At 68.1% G+C, this 15,573-nt stretch carries 12 protein-coding genes; 9 read left to right on the plus strand and 3 right to left on the minus strand.

Features of this window, described 5'->3' with window-relative positions; genetic code table 11:
• Positions 1-72: 72 nt before the first annotated feature.
• From QFZ57_RS18225 to QFZ57_RS18235, 3 genes are read left to right on the plus strand one after another with little or no spacing between them, the layout of a single operon-like run.
• The gene (locus QFZ57_RS18225; RefSeq protein WP_373461280.1) at positions 73-1,884 is read left to right on the plus strand and encodes an acetyl/propionyl/methylcrotonyl-CoA carboxylase subunit alpha; all 1,812 of its coding nucleotides are present in this window, start codon (positions 73-75) and stop codon (positions 1,882-1,884) included.
• A 17-nt stretch (positions 1,885-1,901) separates the two neighbouring features.
• Positions 1,902-2,339: a YybH family protein gene (locus QFZ57_RS18230; protein ID WP_306631887.1), complete on the plus strand. Its 438-nt coding sequence runs from the start codon at positions 1,902-1,904 to the stop codon at positions 2,337-2,339.
• A 58-nt stretch (positions 2,340-2,397) separates the two neighbouring features.
• The gene (locus QFZ57_RS18235; RefSeq protein ID WP_306631888.1) at positions 2,398-3,129 is read left to right on the plus strand and encodes a glutamine amidotransferase; all 732 of its coding nucleotides are present in this window, start codon (positions 2,398-2,400) and stop codon (positions 3,127-3,129) included.
• A gap of 174 nt (positions 3,130-3,303) precedes the next feature.
• On the opposite strand, the gene QFZ57_RS18240 is transcribed toward QFZ57_RS18235, so the two are convergent.
• Positions 3,304-4,716 carry an MFS transporter gene (locus QFZ57_RS18240; RefSeq protein WP_306901192.1) on the minus strand — a complete coding sequence of 471 codons (1,413 nt, stop codon included), beginning with the start codon at positions 4,714-4,716 and terminating at the stop codon, positions 3,304-3,306.
• Positions 4,717-4,992: 276 nt separating this feature from the next.
• Here QFZ57_RS18240 and QFZ57_RS18245 point away from each other — a divergent pair, with 276 nt between their 5' ends.
• The 4 genes from QFZ57_RS18245 to QFZ57_RS18260 all read left to right on the plus strand — a co-directional run bounded on the left by QFZ57_RS18245 (position 4,993) and on the right by QFZ57_RS18260 (position 11,033).
• The gene (locus QFZ57_RS18245) at positions 4,993-6,405 is read left to right on the plus strand and encodes an MFS transporter (protein ID WP_306901193.1); all 1,413 of its coding nucleotides are present in this window, start codon (positions 4,993-4,995) and stop codon (positions 6,403-6,405) included.
• Between the two features lies 1 nt (position 6,406).
• Positions 6,407-8,620 carry a molybdopterin oxidoreductase family protein gene (locus tag QFZ57_RS18250; protein WP_306901194.1) on the plus strand — a complete coding sequence of 738 codons (2,214 nt, stop codon included), beginning with the start codon at positions 6,407-6,409 and terminating at the stop codon, positions 8,618-8,620.
• Positions 8,617-10,179 (plus strand): FAD-dependent oxidoreductase, encoded by a 1,563-nt coding sequence (locus QFZ57_RS18255; protein WP_306901195.1) that lies wholly within the window; start codon positions 8,617-8,619, stop codon positions 10,177-10,179. Before QFZ57_RS18250 ends, QFZ57_RS18255 begins: the two co-directional genes overlap by 4 nt.
• Positions 10,180-10,310: 131 nt before the next feature.
• Positions 10,311-11,033 carry a hypothetical protein gene (locus tag QFZ57_RS18260; RefSeq protein ID WP_306901196.1) on the plus strand — a complete coding sequence of 241 codons (723 nt, stop codon included), beginning with the start codon at positions 10,311-10,313 and terminating at the stop codon, positions 11,031-11,033.
• On the opposite strand, the gene QFZ57_RS18265 is transcribed toward QFZ57_RS18260, so the two are convergent.
• Together QFZ57_RS18265 and QFZ57_RS18270 are read right to left on the minus strand one after the other, a co-directional pair.
• Positions 11,030-11,278, minus strand: a complete 249-nt coding sequence (locus QFZ57_RS18265) for a hypothetical protein (protein ID WP_306631894.1) — start codon at positions 11,276-11,278, stop codon at positions 11,030-11,032. The genes QFZ57_RS18260 and QFZ57_RS18265 overlap by 4 nt on opposite strands.
• 140 nt (positions 11,279-11,418) lie before the next feature.
• Entirely contained in the window at positions 11,419-12,834 is a 1,416-nt protein-coding gene (locus QFZ57_RS18270; RefSeq protein ID WP_306631895.1) for an NAD(P)H-quinone dehydrogenase, read from the minus strand.
• Between the two features lie 104 nt (positions 12,835-12,938).
• Between QFZ57_RS18270 and QFZ57_RS18275 the strand changes: the two genes are divergently transcribed.
• Both QFZ57_RS18275 and QFZ57_RS18280 read left to right on the plus strand, forming a co-directional pair.
• Positions 12,939-13,757: a purine-nucleoside phosphorylase gene (locus QFZ57_RS18275; protein ID WP_306901197.1), complete on the plus strand. Its 819-nt coding sequence runs from the start codon at positions 12,939-12,941 to the stop codon at positions 13,755-13,757.
• A gap of 57 nt (positions 13,758-13,814) precedes the next feature.
• Positions 13,815-15,563 (plus strand): phospho-sugar mutase, encoded by a 1,749-nt coding sequence (locus QFZ57_RS18280; RefSeq protein ID WP_306901199.1) that lies wholly within the window; start codon positions 13,815-13,817, stop codon positions 15,561-15,563.
• Positions 15,564-15,573 lie beyond the last annotated feature (10 nt).

Here is a 15,573-nt window from a genome sequence, read left to right on the forward strand (position 1 = left end):
GGATTCCGCAAGTAATATCGGCGGAACCCTCAAAACCGCGCTAGGCTCCCTGAAGGAAAAGAAGGAGACGCCTTGTCAGCAAATTTGGAGCAGTCCGCAGGTACCACGCAGCCGAGCCTCACAAAGGTGCTGATCGCCAACCGCGGCGAAATCGCCGTGCGCATCATCCGGGCGGCCCGGGACGAGGGCATCGCCTCCGTGGCTGTCTACGCAGACCCGGACCGGGACGCGCTGCACGTCCGGCTGGCTGACGAGGCCTACGCCCTGGGCGGCACCACCGCCGCCGAGTCCTACCTCGTCATGGACAAGATCATCGACGCCGCCCGCCAGTCCGGCGCCGACGCCATCCACCCCGGCTACGGCTTCCTGGCAGAGAATGCCCAGTTCGCCGCACGCGTGATCGAGGCCGGCATCACCTGGATCGGCCCCTCCCCGGAGGCGATCTCCGCGCTGGGCGACAAAGTCCAGGCCCGGCACATCGCCGAGAAGGTGGGCGCTCCCTTGGTCCCCGGCACCGCCGACCCCGTCGAGACCGCGGACGAAATCCTGGACTTCGTGGACCGCCACGGCCTGCCCGTGGCCATCAAGGCTGCTTTCGGCGGCGGCGGACGCGGCATCAAGGTGGCCCGCACCCGGGAAGAAATCCCCGAACTCTATGAGTCCGCTGTCCGCGAGGCCACCGCCGCATTCGGCCGTGGCGAATGCTTCATCGAGCGCTTCCTGGACGCCCCCCGGCACGTGGAGACCCAGTGCCTGGCCGACGCCCACGGGAACGTCGTGGTTGTCTCCACCCGCGACTGCTCCCTCCAGCGCCGCAACCAGAAACTCGTTGAAGAAGCCCCGGCACCGTTCCTCACCGAGGACCAGAACCGGCGCCTCTACGAATCCTCCAAAGCCATCCTGAAGGAGGCCGGCTACCTCGGCGCCGGAACCTGCGAATTCCTGGTGGGCCAGGACGGCACCATTTCCTTCCTTGAAGTCAACACCCGCCTGCAGGTGGAGCACTGCGTCTCCGAGGAAGTCACCGGCATCGACCTGGTCCGCGAGCAGTTCCGGCTGGCCCGCGGCGAGGAACTCGGCTACGGCGATCCCGAGGTGCGCGGGCACTCCATTGAGTTCCGCATCACCGGCGAGGACCCGGGCCGGAACTTCCTGCCCGCCCCCGGCACGCTTCGTGTCCTGAAGAACCCCACCGGCCCCGGTGTGCGCGTGGACTCCGGCGTGGAACAGGGCGACGTAATCAGCGGGAACTTCGATTCCATGCTCTCCAAGCTCATCGTCACCGGCGCCAGCCGGCCGCAGGCGCTGCAGCGCGCCCGCCGCGCACTGGAGGAAATGGTGGTGGAGGGCATCCCCACCGTCATCCCGTTCGACCTCGCAGTAGTGTCCGACCCCGCCTTTGCACCGGCTGAGGGGCCGTTCACGGTCCACACACGCTGGATCGAAACCGAATTCACGAACAACCTTCCCGCGTGGACACCTGACGGCACGGCCGATGCAGAGGGCTCCGCCGATGACCGCCAGCGCGTGGTGGTGGAGGTGGGCGGCAAGCGGCTCGAGGTGGTCCTCCCCGCGTCCCTGGGCACGCCGGGCACCGCAGCAGCCACCGCCGGCAAGCCGGGCAAGTCCAAGAAGCGGTCCCGTTCCGCCGGACCCGCGGCTGCCACCGGCAATGCCCTCACCTCGCCCATGCAGGGAACGATCGTCAAGGTTGCCGTGTCCCATGGCGACATGGTGTCCGAAGGCGACCTGGTGGTGGTCCTTGAGGCCATGAAGATGGAACAGCCGCTCACCGCACACCGGTCCGGCACCATCACCGGGCTCACGGCAACAGCGGGCGAGACGGTGTCCGCGGGCGCCATCATCGCCACCATCGAAGACTAGAAGGCGGTCCGCCAGCCATGCTCGCACCAAGCTTCCAGGAAGAAGTGGACCGCTACCACCAGGCGGTTCCCGAGATCACCCGGGGCAACCCGGCTCCGATCAAGGAGCTCTATTCCAATCTCGACGACGTCACCCTGGCCAATCCTTTCGGCGGAGTAGCCCGCGGCTGGGCCCAGGTGGAGGCCCGGCTGGACCAGGCCGCACGGCAGTTCAGCGACGGCGAGATGCTGGGCTTCGATACCATCACCTCCTATACCGCCCGCGACACCGCCTATCTGGTGGAGACCGAGCACTTCCGGGCACGGCTGGACGGGGCCCTCACCACGGAGGAATTCGCGCTGCGCGTGACCAGCATCTTCCGGCGCGAGGAAGGCTACTGGAAGCTGGTGCACCGCCACGCGGACCCCGCTGCCCGGCCGCAGTCCCGCCGGTCGCTGACCCAGCCCGCCGGCTGATCCTGCAGTTCCCGGCCCGCTGCTGGCAGGCGGCGCCGCCAGGATGCAGACTTAGCTCATGCTGCCTTTCCTTCTCCTTGCCTCCCGCGCGGAAGACGCCGCCGCGGAGGACGAATACGCCGCGTACCTGAGGTACGGCGGGCTTGAGGAACGGGAGCTGCGCCGGGTCAGGCTTGAAGCCGCTCCCCTGCCCGCGCTGGACCTTTCCAGGTTCTCCGGCGTCATCGTGGGCGGCAGCCCGTTCACCTCCAGCGACCCGCCCGGCCAGAAGAGCCCGGTCCAGCACCGGGTGGAGCGGGAATTGTCCGCCCTCCTGGACCAGCTGGTGGACCGCGATTTCCCCTTCCTGGGCGCCTGCTACGGGGTGGGGACCCTGGGCAGGCACCAGGGCGCCGTGATTGACCGGACCTACGGCGAGCCGCTCGGCGCCGTCGAGATCGAGCTGACAGAGGCCGGGCTGCAGGATCCGCTGTTGCAGGGGATGCCCCGCACGTTCACCGCCCTGACCGGCCACAAGGAGGCCGTCAGTTCGCTGCCCACGCGTGCGGTGCTGCTGGCGCGAGCCGCCACCTGCCCTGTCCACATGTTCCGCATCAAGACCAATCTCTATGCCACCCAGTTCCATCCGGAATTGGACGTTGAGGGTCTGGTGACGCGGATCGATATCTATCGGCACGCCGGCTATTTTCCGCCCGAATCCGCGGAGGAGCTGATGGAAAACGCCCGGAAGTTCACCGTCACTGAGCCCATGACAGTACTGAAGAACTTCGTGTCCCGCTACGCCCGCTGAACCCTGCACCCTGCACCCGCTGCAGCCCACCCCCTGGGCCGCGGCAGCCCGCCGTCGTGCGTTCCTGCCCGGTTACTTCAGGCAGACAACGCAAATGCCCGGCACCAACCCTGTCATTGCAGGGCCGGTGCCGGGCAGTTCAGCCGCTAAGCGGGCTGGAATGCACGCAAGGCGTCAGGCCACGTTGTTCTCGTAGTCCAGGTCGCGGGTTTCGCGGGTGAGGAACAGCGCAATCAGGGTGAGCACGGCCATGGCCGTCAGGTACACACCCACCAGGACAGGGCTGCCCTTGGCAAATTCCCACAGGGCCACGGCGATGAACGGGGCCACGGCGGCGCCCAGGATGCTGGAGAAGTTGTAGCTGATGGCCGAGCCGGTGTACCGGACGTTCGTGGGGAACAGTTCCGGCAGCAACGCTCCCATGGGCCCGAAGGTGAGGCCCATGAGGGAGAACCCGAGGATCAGCAGGGCCATGGTGCCCACGAAGCCGCCGCTGAACAGCGGAACGAACAGCAGGCCGAAGACGAAGATGCCGGCGGTGACCGCCATGAGCATCTTGCGGCGGCCGAACTTTTCCGCCAGGGGTCCGGAGACCAGGGTGAAGATGCCGAAGAAGACGACGCCGGCAATCAGCATCCACAGGAAGTCGTTCCGGGTGTAGCCCAGGCCGGGAACGAACGCGGCCGCGGCGGCCTCAGTCATGGGCTTTCCGGCCTTTTCGGCGGCAGCCTTCGCAGCGTCCAGGCTGGAGGCCCGGGTGCCGTAGGTCAACGTGAACGTGGTCATCAGGTAGAAGAGCACGTAGGTGGCGAGCATGATGAACGTGCCCAGGATGAGCTGGCGCCAGCTGGTCTTGAACACCCGGCCCAGGGGCAGCTTGGCCACTTCGTTGGACTCAAGCACCTTGGTGAACGCGGGGGTCTCAATCAGCTTGAGGCGGACGTACAGGCCGATGATCACCATGACTGCACTGAGCAGGAACGGCACGCGCCAGCCCCAGTCCTGGAAGGCCTGCGGCGACAACGTGTAGCTGGCAACCAGGAAGATCACGTTCGCGATGATGAAGCCGATGGGTGCGCCCAGCTGCGGGAACGTGCCGTAAATGGCGCGCTTGTTGGCGGGGGCGTTCTCGGTGGCCAGCAGCGCCGCTCCGCTCCATTCGCCGCCGAGGGCGAGGCCCTGGGCGAAACGCATGACCACCAGCAGGGCCGGAGCCCAGAATTGCCAGCCTTCCACCTTTGCGGTGGGCAGGCAGCCGATGAGGAAGGTGGCGATACCCATGGTCAGCAGCGAAGCCACCAGTGTGCCCTTGCGGCCGAATTTGTCGCCGAAATGCCCAAAGACGATCGACCCGAGCGGGCGGGCGATGAACGCCACGCCGAAGACGGCGAAGGAGCTCAGCAGCTGCGTGGTTTCGTTGGCATTCGGGAAAAAGAGCTGCGGGAAGACGAGCACGGCGGCTGTGGCGTAGACGTAGAAGTCGTAGAACTCCACTGTGGTGCCGATCAGGCTCGCCACAATGACGCGGCCGCGGGAGTTCACCGGCTGGTGCGGACCAGGCACCGTGGTGGTATCGGTGGATGACATAGGTAAACGCTTTCGTGACCGGCCGGGCACAGGCAAGGCTGTCTCCCGGCTCGAATAGTTAGAGTTCGATCTTACTTGGCCGCGTCCAGTCAATGGACGAAACGTCCGGATCGTGGACTTGTGTTGTGTGTCCCACGATTCGGATCAGTCCCAGGGCCTCACACCGCCGGGTCGGGCAGGATAGGCAAAAGTCACCGCGCGTTAACAAACATCGACTGTCCACGAAACGCGCCGTCCCTACCTTGGAGGAACAACATCCCCCGAAGGAGGCAACCCGTGACTGTTGACCGCACCGTCGATGCCGGCGTACAGCCCGGCCCTACCCGCGCCCTAGACGCCCCCGCCCTTGAGTTCCGCCCCGGCCGCTGGATCGCCAACTGGGATGCCGAGAACAAGGAACAATGGGAAACCGCCGGCCGCGCCATCGCCCGCCGCAACCTGAACTGGTCCATCTTTGCCGAGTTCCTCGGCTTCGTCGTCTGGCAGCTGTGGTCCATCGTGGTGGTCCAGCTTCCTGCCGCCGGCTTCACCTTCTCCACCTCGGAAATCTTCTGGCTCATCTCGATGCCCAGCCTGGTGGGCGCAACCCTCCGCATCCCGTACACCTTCATGGTCCCCCGCTTCGGCGGCCGCAACTGGACCATCGTCTCCGCCCTGCTGCTCCTGATCCCCTCCACGGGGCTGGCCCTCTGTGTCTCCAATCCAGGGACACCCTTCGGCGTCATGCTCCTGGTGGCTGCACTGGCCGGCTTCGGCGGCGGAAACTTCGCCAGCTCCATGGCAAACATCACCTTCTTCTATCCGGCCAGGGAAAAGGGCTGGGCGCTGGGCCTGAACGCTGCCGGCGGCAACCTGGGCGCCGCCGTCGCACAGCTTGCCGTTCCCATCGTGATCACCCTGCTGGCCGCCGGCACGGTCAACCTCCCCATGGCGGGCTGGATGTGGGTTCCCTTCATCCTGCTGGCCGCGTTCGGTGCCTTCAAATACATGAACAACCTCACCAGCGCCAAGGGCGACGTTGCCGGCTCGGTCGCGGCGCTCAAGGAACCGCACCTGTGGATCATGGCGCTGCTGTACATCGGCACCTTTGGCTCCTTCATCGGCTTTGCCGGTGTGTTCCCCAAGCTGATCAAGGACTACTTCCCCGCGTTCTCCTCCATCGGAGTGGGCACCGTGGCACTGTCGCTGGCCTTCCTCGGCCCGCTGGTCGGCTCCCTGGCCCGGCCCTACGGCGGACGCATGGCGGACCGCATGGGCGGTGCCCGGATGACCGTGACCGCCTTCGCTTCCATGGCCGTGATCACCCTCACCATGATCTGGACACTGCCGCTGAAGAACTTCTGGCTCTTCCTGGTCCTGTTCCTGATGCTGTTCACCGCCAGCGGCTTCGGAAACGGCGCCACCTACCGGATGATCCCGGTCATCTTCGCCACCTCCAGCCGGGCCGCACGCAAGGGCGCAAGCACAGTGGCCACCCAGCGTCTGGCATCCTCGGCCCTCGGACTGATCTCCGCGATCGGCGCCTACGGCGGCTTCGTGATCCCCCAGGTCCTGAACGCCTCCAGTACCGCCAGCGGCTCCTACACCCCCGCCTTCTACGGATTCGTGGGCGCCTACGTCCTGATGCTGCTGGTCTGCTGGACCTGCTACATCCGCAACGCCGGCCGGAACGCGATGGGACACGTCTAACATGACCAAAAGCGCCGACACGCACTGCCCATACTGCGCCCTGCAGTGCGCCATGACGCTCACGGCCCCCGCGGCCCTGGCCCCGGCTGCCCAGCCGGGGCCAGGGCCTGCGCCTGCACCCAGCCCCGCACGCGCTCCCGCTCCCGCTCCCGCACTGGAGGTTGCAGGCCGGGACTTCCCCACCAACCGCGGCGGCCTGTGCCGCAAAGGCTGGACTTCCCCCACGCTCCTTAACCATGCCGGCCGGATCACCGAGCCGCTGCTGAAAGGTTCCGACGGCGTACACCGGCCCATCACCTGGGATGAGGCCCTGGACCTTGCCGCCAACGCTGTCCGGGATGTCCGCACCCGCCACGGTGCGGACGCCGTGGGGGTTTTCGGCGGCGGCGGGCTCACCAATGAGAAGGCCTACATGCTGGGCAAGTTCGCCCGGCTGGCCCTGGGCACCTCCCGCATCGACTACAACGGCAGGTTCTGCATGTCATCCGCCGCCGCCGCCGGGATGCGCGCATTCGGCATGGACCGCGGCCTGCCCTTCCCGCTCGAAGCCCTGGACACCGCCAGCACCATCCTGATGCTCGGCTCAAACGTTGCGGAGACCATGCCGCCGTTCGTGCAGCACCTGCAGGGAGCCCGCGACGCCGGCGGACTGGTGGTGGTGGACCCGCGCCGTTCCGCTACGGCAGCTTTCACGGCCGACGGCGGCGGCCTCCACCTCCAGCCCCTGCCGGGAACGGACCTTACCCTGCTGCTGGGCCTTTCCCACGTGGTCATCCACGAGAACCTGGTGGACACCGCCTACATCCAGGCGCGCACCTCGGGCTACAGCGGCGTAGTCCGCAGCGTCAACGCCTTCTGGCCCGAACGCGTCCAGTCACTGACCGGCGTCCCCGCGGAGCTCATCCGGCAAACCGCCCGCCTGCTCGCCGCCGGGGCACGGAACGGCGGGAGCTACATCCTCACCGGCCGCGGCGTGGAGCAGCACGTGGACGGCACCGACACCGCCACGGCCGCCATCAACCTCAGCCTCCTCCTGGGCCTGCCGGGCTCGGCCCGCGGCGGCTACGGCACCCTCACTGGCCAGGGCAATGGCCAGGGCGGGCGAGAGCACGGCCAGAAAGCGGACCAGCTCCCGGGTTACCGCAAGATCACGGATCCGGCCGCCCGCGCGCACGTCGCCGGCGTCTGGGGCGTCCCGGCGGAAACCATCCCCGGCCCCGGCCTGCCCGCCGTGCAGCTGCTGAAGTCACTGGGAAAGCACGACGGCGTCCGGTGCCTTTTCGTGCATGCCTCCAACATCGCGGTGGCAGCGCCTGACGCCAACGCCGTGATCGAGGGGTTGCGGAGCCTGGACTTCCTGGTGGTCTGCGACTTCTTCATGTCCGAAACCGCTGCGGAGGCGGACCTCATCCTTCCGGTGCTGCAGTGGGCCGAGGAGGACGGCACCCTGACCAACCTCGAGGGACGCGTCCTGCGACGCCGCCGCGCCATCTCCCCTCCCGCCGGCGCCCGCAGCGAGCTGTGGATCATGGCCCGCCTGGCGGAAAGGCTTGACGCCCCGTCCACCTATAGCGAGGATCCGGAAACAGTCTTCGAGGAACTGCGGCGTGCCTCCGCGGGCGGCCTGGCCGACTACTCGGGCATCGACTACGCCATGCTGGACCGCGGCGAGGCCGCCTACTGGCCCTACCCGGCGGGCAGTACCGGGACGCCGCGGCTGTTTGCGGACGGCTTCGCGCACCCCGACGGCAAGGCGCTGATGGTCCCGGTGGCGCCCCGCCGCCGTCGTCCTTCCCCCGTCATGCCGGAGCCCGCCGGCAAAGCCATGACCCTCATCACCGGCCGGCTCCTGGAGCATTACCAGTCCGGATCCCAGACGCGGCGGGTCGCCGAGCTCCTCGCTGCCCAGCCCGAGGCCACGGTGCAGATCCACCCCTCTGCGGCAGACGCCATGGCCATCACTGCAGGATCCCTGGTCTCCGTGGCGAACGGGCGCGGCGAGGTGGTGTGCCGGGCGGAGTTGAGCACGGCCATCCGTCCCGAAACGGTCTTCCTGCCCTTCCACTTCCCCGGCTCCGAGAGCGCCAACCGCCTCACCGAAGCCGCCACTGATCCCGTCTCCGGGATGCCCGAATTCAAATTCAATACGGTATGGGTCCGGCCCGTGGCCGCACCCGATTCCGCCCGCACGCTGCAAACGACGGAGGCCTCATGAGCGAGCAGATTGTCATCGTGGGATTCGGCCCCGTGGCCGCCAGGCTGGTGGACGAACTCCTGCCCGCCGTGCGCGCAGGGCAGGTCGGGCTCACAGTGCTCGGCGAGGAGGCCGAGGCCGCCTACAACCGGGTCCTCGTGGCCGACCTCGGCGTCGGCCGGACCACAGCTGACGCGCTGGCCCTTGCCGATGCCGCCGAGCTGGCTGCCGCGGGTGTGGAGGTCCGCCTGGGCGTGCGGGTCAAGCGCGTGGACAGGGCGCGGCAGCAGGTCCTGCTCGCCGATGGAATGCCGGTCCACTACGACCGGCTGGTCTTTGCCACCGGGTCCCGGCCGGTCATTCCGAACCTCACCGGCATCAACCCGGACCCGTCCTCCCCCGTCCTTCCCGCCGGCGTCACGGCGCTGCGGGATCTTCGCGACGCCGGCGTCCTGCGGCAGGCCGTGGAGGGCGGCAAGCGGGTGGTGGTCCTGGGCGGCGGCGTCCTGGGCCTGGAAACCGCGCTGGCCGCCGCGGAGGAAGGCGCCACGGTCACGGTGGTCCACAACGGTCCGCATCCCCTGGGCCGCAGCATCGACCGCGGCGGCGGCGCCGTCCTGGCTGCGGGGCTTCGCCGCTGCGGCGTCCGGGTTGCCGGCAACGCCCGTTCCACGGGCGTTGAGCACAACGCGCCCGACGGCGGCTTCTCGGCTTTGCTGCTCGACGACGGGCAGGCGATTGACGGCGACCTCCTGGTTATCTCCTGCGGGGTCCGTCCCCGGACGGAGCTGGCCGAAGGCTGCGGGCTCTCCACCGGCGCCGGAATCCTGGTGGACCACCGGTTGCGGGCGCACCACGAACCACACATCTTTGCCATCGGTGACTGCGCCGAGGTCCACTGCCCGGATCCTGGCTGCGGCGCGTGCCGGAACGCCACGGGGCCCTCAGGGCTGGTGGGCCCGGGCTGGCGGCAGGCCGAGTGGCTTGCCGAATATCTCACGCTCCTGGCCTCGGGCCTGGCCGGGGAGGCGGAAGTGTTGCCCGCCCTGCCGACGGAACAGCCCGGCGTGGTGGTGCTGAAGGCCCGCGGCCTGAACATGGCCGTAGCCGGGAACAACTCCGCCGATCCGTGGGACGACGAAGCCCTCACGGCGGGAGCCGCCAACGGGAGGCCGCGCCTGCAGGTGGCGCAATGGGCGGATCCGGAGCATGGCCGCTACGTCAAGATGACCACGCGCGGCGGAGTGCTGGAAGGCCTGGTGGCGGTGGGCATGCCCCGCACCGCTGCCGAGCTGGTGGGGCTCTTCGAACGGGGGGCCGAATTGCCGGCAGACCGGTCGCTGCTGCTGCGCCTGGACGGGCCGGACCAGCTGCCCGGCGCCGGTGCGGCGGACCCGGCCGGGACGGTGTGCCGGTGTGCCGGGGTCAGCGGATCCGCCATCACGGCTGCGGTACAGGACGGCTGCTCCACGGTGGCTGACGTTTCCAAAACCACCCGTGCGGGCACCGGATGCGGTGGCTGCCACGAAGACATCAAGGGCCTCATCGAACGGCACTTCCAGGCGGTGCCCGCGGTTTGACCCGTTTCCTTCAGCGTCAGAAACCCGGAAGGGGGGATCGGGACCCGTGAAGGCCGTGTCCCAGAGCCCAAAGTACCGTTCCGGCGTAACAGGAATCGGGCAGGTGGCGGATGGCCGGTAGCATCGGGGCCATGGACGCCGACGACGACGACATCACTGATGAACTGCTGGCGGACGCCGGGAAGCTGACCGGGCTGGGTCTGGAACTGCTGGGCCTTGATCCCCACCCCGACGACATGACGCCGGAGCAGAGGCTCCAGTTCGACCCGGAAGACCTGGAAGAAATGGCTGCGGTCCCGCCGGAGGAGCGCCAGAAGGCCGTGCGTCAGACACGCCTGCTGGCGGGCCTGCTGTGGAACTCTTCAAGCGTCCTGATCGACCAGCTTTTCCGCGATCTCGAAACGCTGGGCAGGCTGAATGCCCCAAGCCCGTCCGCCATAGCCGGGACGTCGGTCTTGTCCTCGCTTCCGCCGCGGTTCGCGTCGGATTACGACTCGAGGTTCACCCAAAAGTTTATTGTGGTGGCTTCCGACGTTACCGCCGCCCTGGTCCGCGGCTGGATCGCCCCCGGCTGCCTCGCCGCGGAACTGGTGGTCCGCTGCCTGCTGGACCAGGCGGAAATCACCGAGGATATTTACGAGCTGGACCTCCCGGAGGACTGGCGCGCACAGGTTGAGGAAGTCCTGTTGGAGGATGCCGAAAGTGCGTCGCTCTATGCCGAAAGCCCCGGCACTGCGGCCCACGGTACCCCCGCGGAATTAGGCGTCGGGCATTGGTTCGAGCCCTTCGGCGCGGGGGCCGCGGTACCGCCGTACGCCTGCTCCCCCCGGCGGCTTTCAACCGGGGCCAGTTAGGCCGAAGCTGCTGACCCCAGCTCCCCGCCGGCCACAGCCTCCGCGTATTTTGTGAGGTCCGGTCCCGGCTGGAAGTCCACAAACTGGTCTTTCAGCTTTTCAAACAGGAATTTGTACACCTGATCCTTGTCGGATCCGGACAGGGTGGACGCTGCTTCCCGGACCGCTTCCTGCAACGCCCGGTCTGCGTCCAGCAGGATCTTTTCGCGCGCCTGATCGTTCCATCTGATGTCCTGCAGTTCCATGGGACTCTCCTTGCGTAGACGGCTGATACAGGGACGGCCGGGAACTTCCTTGATGAAAGTCCCGGCCGAGCCCCGTCCGAGTCTATGCAGAGGGCGCCGAACGGGTCCAGACCCCGCGGACCGCGCCCCCGCCTGCGTTGCTACAGGTGCACGTGCAGGCGGCGGGCGGCTTCGGAGATGGATCCGGTCAGCGACGGGTAGACCGTGAAGGTGCTGGCGACATCGTCCACATGCAGCTTCTGCTTGACCGCGATGGAGATCGGGAAGATCAGTTCCGACGCATTCGGCCCAACCACTACGCCGCCGATCACGGTGCCGGAGCCCTTCCGAGCAAAGATCTTCACGAACCCGTCCTTGGCGTTGCGCATTTTGGCGCGGGCGTTGCTGCGGAGGGAGAGCTTGACGACGTCCGCCTGGTACTTGCCGGACTCGATCTCTGCTTCGGACACCCCTACGTTGGCGATCTCGGGCGAGGTGAAGATGTTGGACGCCACCTGGTGCAGCTTCAGCGGCGTGACCATGTCGCCCATGAAGTGCGCCACGGCGATGCGGCCCTGCATGGCCGCAACGGAGGCCAGCGGAAGGACGCCGGTGCAGTCGCCGGCGGCGTAGATGTTGGGGGCGGTGGTGCGGGAGACGCCGTCCACCTTGATGTGGCCGCTCTCGCTGACCGCCACCCCGGCTTCCTCGAGTCCGATTCCGGCCGTATTGGGAATGGAACCCAGGCAGAGCAGGCAGTGGCTGCCAGTCACCGTGGAGCCATCGGAAAGGGTCACCACCACGCCGTTGTCCGTACGTTCCACGCTCTGGGCACGGGAGCGGGACAGGACCCGGACCCCGCGGCGTTCGAAGACTTCCTCCAGGACCACGGCGGCGTCAACGTCGGACCCGGGCAGCACGCGGTCGCGGCTGGAAACGAGGGTGACCTTGGAGCCGAGGCCGTTGTAGGCGGAGGCAAACTCCGCGCCCGTAACGCCGGATCCCACCACGATGAGCTCCTCGGGCAGCTCGTCCAGGTTGTAGATCTGGGTCCAGTTCAGGATCCGCTCGCCGTCGGGGCGGGCCGTTTCCAGCTCGCGGGGGTGCGCGCCCACGGCCAGCAGGATGGTGTCCGCCTCAACCCTTTCGGTGCCGTCCACGGTCAGGACCTCGATGGTGTGGCTGTCCAGGAGCCGGCCCGAGCCGGCGATAATCCGCACGCCCTGTTTCTCCAGGCCGTCGCGGATGTCCTGGGACTGGTTGCGGGCCAGGTTGAGGAGGCGGTCGTTGATGTGTTTGAGGTCGGCGCGCATCACCGGCACGAAGTCGCCGCCGTCGACGTCGAACTTCACTCCCAGCTCTCCGGCCTCGGCCACGCGGGTCATCAGGTCAGCCGTGGCAATGAGGGTTTTCGAGGGAACCACATCGGTCAGCACCGCGGACCCACCGAGACCGGCGCGTTCGATGATGGTCACCGTCGCCCCCAGCGAGGCGGCCACCATGGCAGCTTCGTATCCGCCGGGACCACCTCCCAGGATTGCGATCCGGGGGGAACTGAAATCTGGATGCGTAGTCACAGTCATCCATTCTCGCCCATCCACCGCCTCACCACCAAGAAAACAGGGTGCTTTCCGGTCCCGCCGTGACGGGGGCAACATGAGCGGCAGGATAACTTGTACTGGTGAGTACAACAGACTTCCTGAACACGGACCCGTTCGCCGCCGCCCGCGCCGCCGCGGACTACATTGCCGAAGAAACCGGCGTGGACCGGCACGACACCGCCCTGGTCCTCGGCTCCGGGTGGGGCGAGGCCGCCGACCTCATCGGCGACACAACCGCCACCCTGTCCGCCGAAGAAGTCCCCGGCTTCCATGCCCCCGCCGTGGAGGGCCACGTAGGTACCATCCGGTCCATCCTGACCCCTTCGGGAAAGCGGGCCCTGGTCCTGGGCGCCCGCACGCACTATTACGAGGGCAAGGGCGTCCGCGCCGTGGTCCACGGAATCCGGACCGCCGCGGCCGCCGGCTGCAGCACGCTGGTCCTTACCAATGGCTGCGGCGGGCTCAACGAGGAGTGGGCCCCCGGCACACCGGTACTGATCCGGGACCACATCAACCTCACCGCGGCCTCCCCCCTGGAAGGCGCCACCTTCGTGGACCTGACAGACCTGTACTCGCCGCGGATCCGCGGTCTGGCCCGCGAAGTGGACCCCACCCTGGACGAGGGCGTATACGCCCAGTTCCCCGGCCCGCACTACGAGACGCCGGCGGAGGTGCAGTACGCCAGGCGGATCGGTGCTGATCTCATCGGCATGTCCACGGCGCTGGAGGCCATCGCCGGGCGGCACGCCGGCATGGAGGTGTTCGGCATTTCGCTGGTCACCAACCTCGCAGCGGGCATCAGCCCCCAGCCGCTCAGCCACCAGGAAGTCATCGAATCCGGCCAGGCAGCGGGCCCGCGCATCTCCCGGCTGCTCGCCGATATCATCGCCCGGCTCTAATCCACCTGGCGCCCCGGCTGCATCACGTGGGCGGGCAATGACGATAGCGTTATGCCCATGACGTCTTCCGATGCCGAACTTCGCCTGCTGCCCGAGGCCCGCGAGTGGGCTGCCCAAGACCCGGATCCAGCAACGGAGGCGTCGCTCCTCGAGCTTGTCCGCCTTGTTGAGGATGGCGATGCCGCGGCCCGGCAGGAACTCGAAGACAGCTTCCGCGGCACGCTGCAGTTCGGGACCGCAGGGCTGCGCGCGGCGCTGGGCCCGGGGCCCAACCGGATGAACCGGATGGTGGTCCGCCGCGCCGCTGCCGGCCTCGCCGCCTTCCTGGTTGACGCCGTCGCCAAGGCTGCCTCCGGCACCCGGCCCCGCGCCGTCGTCGGGTATGACGCCCGGCATAACTCGGATGTCTTCGCGGCAGAGACGGCAGCCGTCTTCACCGCGGCCGGCATCGAGACCTTCCTGCTCCCGGCAGCCCTGCCGACTCCCCTGCTTGCGTACGCCGTCCGTGCCTTGGACTGCGACGGCGGCGTCATGGTCACCGCCAGCCACAACCCGCCCCAGGACAATGGGTACAAGGTGTACCTGGGCCGGCATGCCGTGGCGGCCGACGGCGACGGCGCCCAGATCGTGGCGCCGTACGATGCCGAAATCGCCGCGCGGATCGGCGCCGTGGGACCGCTGGAGTCGATAGTGCTGGCAGAGGGCGGCTGGACCGTTCTGGACAGCTCGCTGGCGGCCGACTATGTGCGGGCGACGGCGGCCCTCGCCATTCCGGACCTGTTCCCCGCCCGCGACCTGCGGATTGTCCTCACCCCGCTGCACGGGGTGGGCGGCGGGACCGCGCTGGACGTCCTGAAAGCCGCAGGTTTCACGGATGTCACCGTGGTGGCCGAGCAGGCCGAACCGGACCCCGATTTTCCCACCGTGAGTTTCCCCAACCCGGAGGAACCCGGCGCGCTGGACCTTGCCCTGGAAGCGGCCGCGGAGCTGGACGCCGACCTGGTCATCGCCAACGACCCCGACGCCGACAGGGCTGCCGTGGCGGCGAAGGATCCCGATACCGGCGCCTGGCGGATGCTCCGCGGCGACGAAGTGGGTTCCCTGCTGGGCGCCCACATGGTGGCCCGGCTCGCGGACGGCACCCCCGGAGCGGAGGCTGGCGGCCGTGGCGTCTTCGCCAATTCGATCGTTTCCTCACGGCTGCTGGCCCGCATCGCCGCCGCGGCCGGCTTCGCCCACGAGGAAACACTGACCGGCTTCAAGTGGATTTCCCGGGTTCCCGGGCTGGTCTACGGCTACGAGGAGGCGCTGGGGTATTGCGTTGCCCCGGACCTGGTGAAGGACAAGGACGGCATTTCCGCCGCAGTCCTGATCGCCGAACTCGCGGCCGCCGCCAAAGCAGCAGGCAAGACCGTCTTCGACACCCTCGATGAGCTGTACCTTCAACACGGCCTGCACGCCAGCGACCAGCTGAGCATCCGGGTTGCCGACCTGGGGCTCCTGGACGCGATGATGAACCGGCTGCGGGTTTCGCCGCCGGAATCGTTCGGGCAGTCGGCGGTGGAGGTCTTCACGGACCTGGCCGGGGGCAGCGCGCAGTTGCCGCCCACCGAGGGCCTGCTCTACATCACCCGCAACCTGACCCGTGTGATCATCCGGCCCAGCGGCACGGAGCCCAAGCTCAAGTGCTACCTGGAGGTCATCCACCAGGTGGGCTCCGCCGCGGAACTGCCGGCGGCGCGCCAGGCCGCGCGTGCCTCGCTGGACGAGGTCCTGCACGACGTCAGCGAGGCACTGGGCCTTTAACAGCACAGGG

This window comes from Arthrobacter sp. B1I2 (assembly GCF_030816485.1).
GTDB lineage: Bacteria > Actinomycetota > Actinomycetes > Actinomycetales > Micrococcaceae > Arthrobacter.

What these genes read in the sequence shown, in the direction of transcription:
- QFZ57_RS18280 (WP_306901199.1), top strand. Translation starts at nt 13,815, where the DNA reads ATGACGTCTTCCGATGCCGAACTTCGCCTGCTGCCCGAGGCCCGCGAG.
- QFZ57_RS18235 (WP_306631888.1), top strand. Translation starts at nt 2,398, where the DNA reads ATGCTGCCTTTCCTTCTCCTTGCCTCCCGCGCGGAAGACGCCGCCGCG.
- QFZ57_RS18265 (WP_306631894.1), bottom strand. Translation starts at nt 11,278, where the DNA reads ATGGAACTGCAGGACATCAGATGGAACGATCAGGCGCGCGAAAAGATC.
- QFZ57_RS18250 (WP_306901194.1), top strand. Translation starts at nt 6,407, where the DNA reads ATGACCAAAAGCGCCGACACGCACTGCCCATACTGCGCCCTGCAGTGC.
- QFZ57_RS18260 (WP_306901196.1), top strand. Translation starts at nt 10,311, where the DNA reads ATGGACGCCGACGACGACGACATCACTGATGAACTGCTGGCGGACGCC.
- QFZ57_RS18255 (WP_306901195.1), top strand. Translation starts at nt 8,617, where the DNA reads ATGAGCGAGCAGATTGTCATCGTGGGATTCGGCCCCGTGGCCGCCAGG.
- QFZ57_RS18240 (WP_306901192.1), bottom strand. Translation starts at nt 4,716, where the DNA reads ATGTCATCCACCGATACCACCACGGTGCCTGGTCCGCACCAGCCGGTG.
- QFZ57_RS18230 (WP_306631887.1), top strand. Translation starts at nt 1,902, where the DNA reads ATGCTCGCACCAAGCTTCCAGGAAGAAGTGGACCGCTACCACCAGGCG.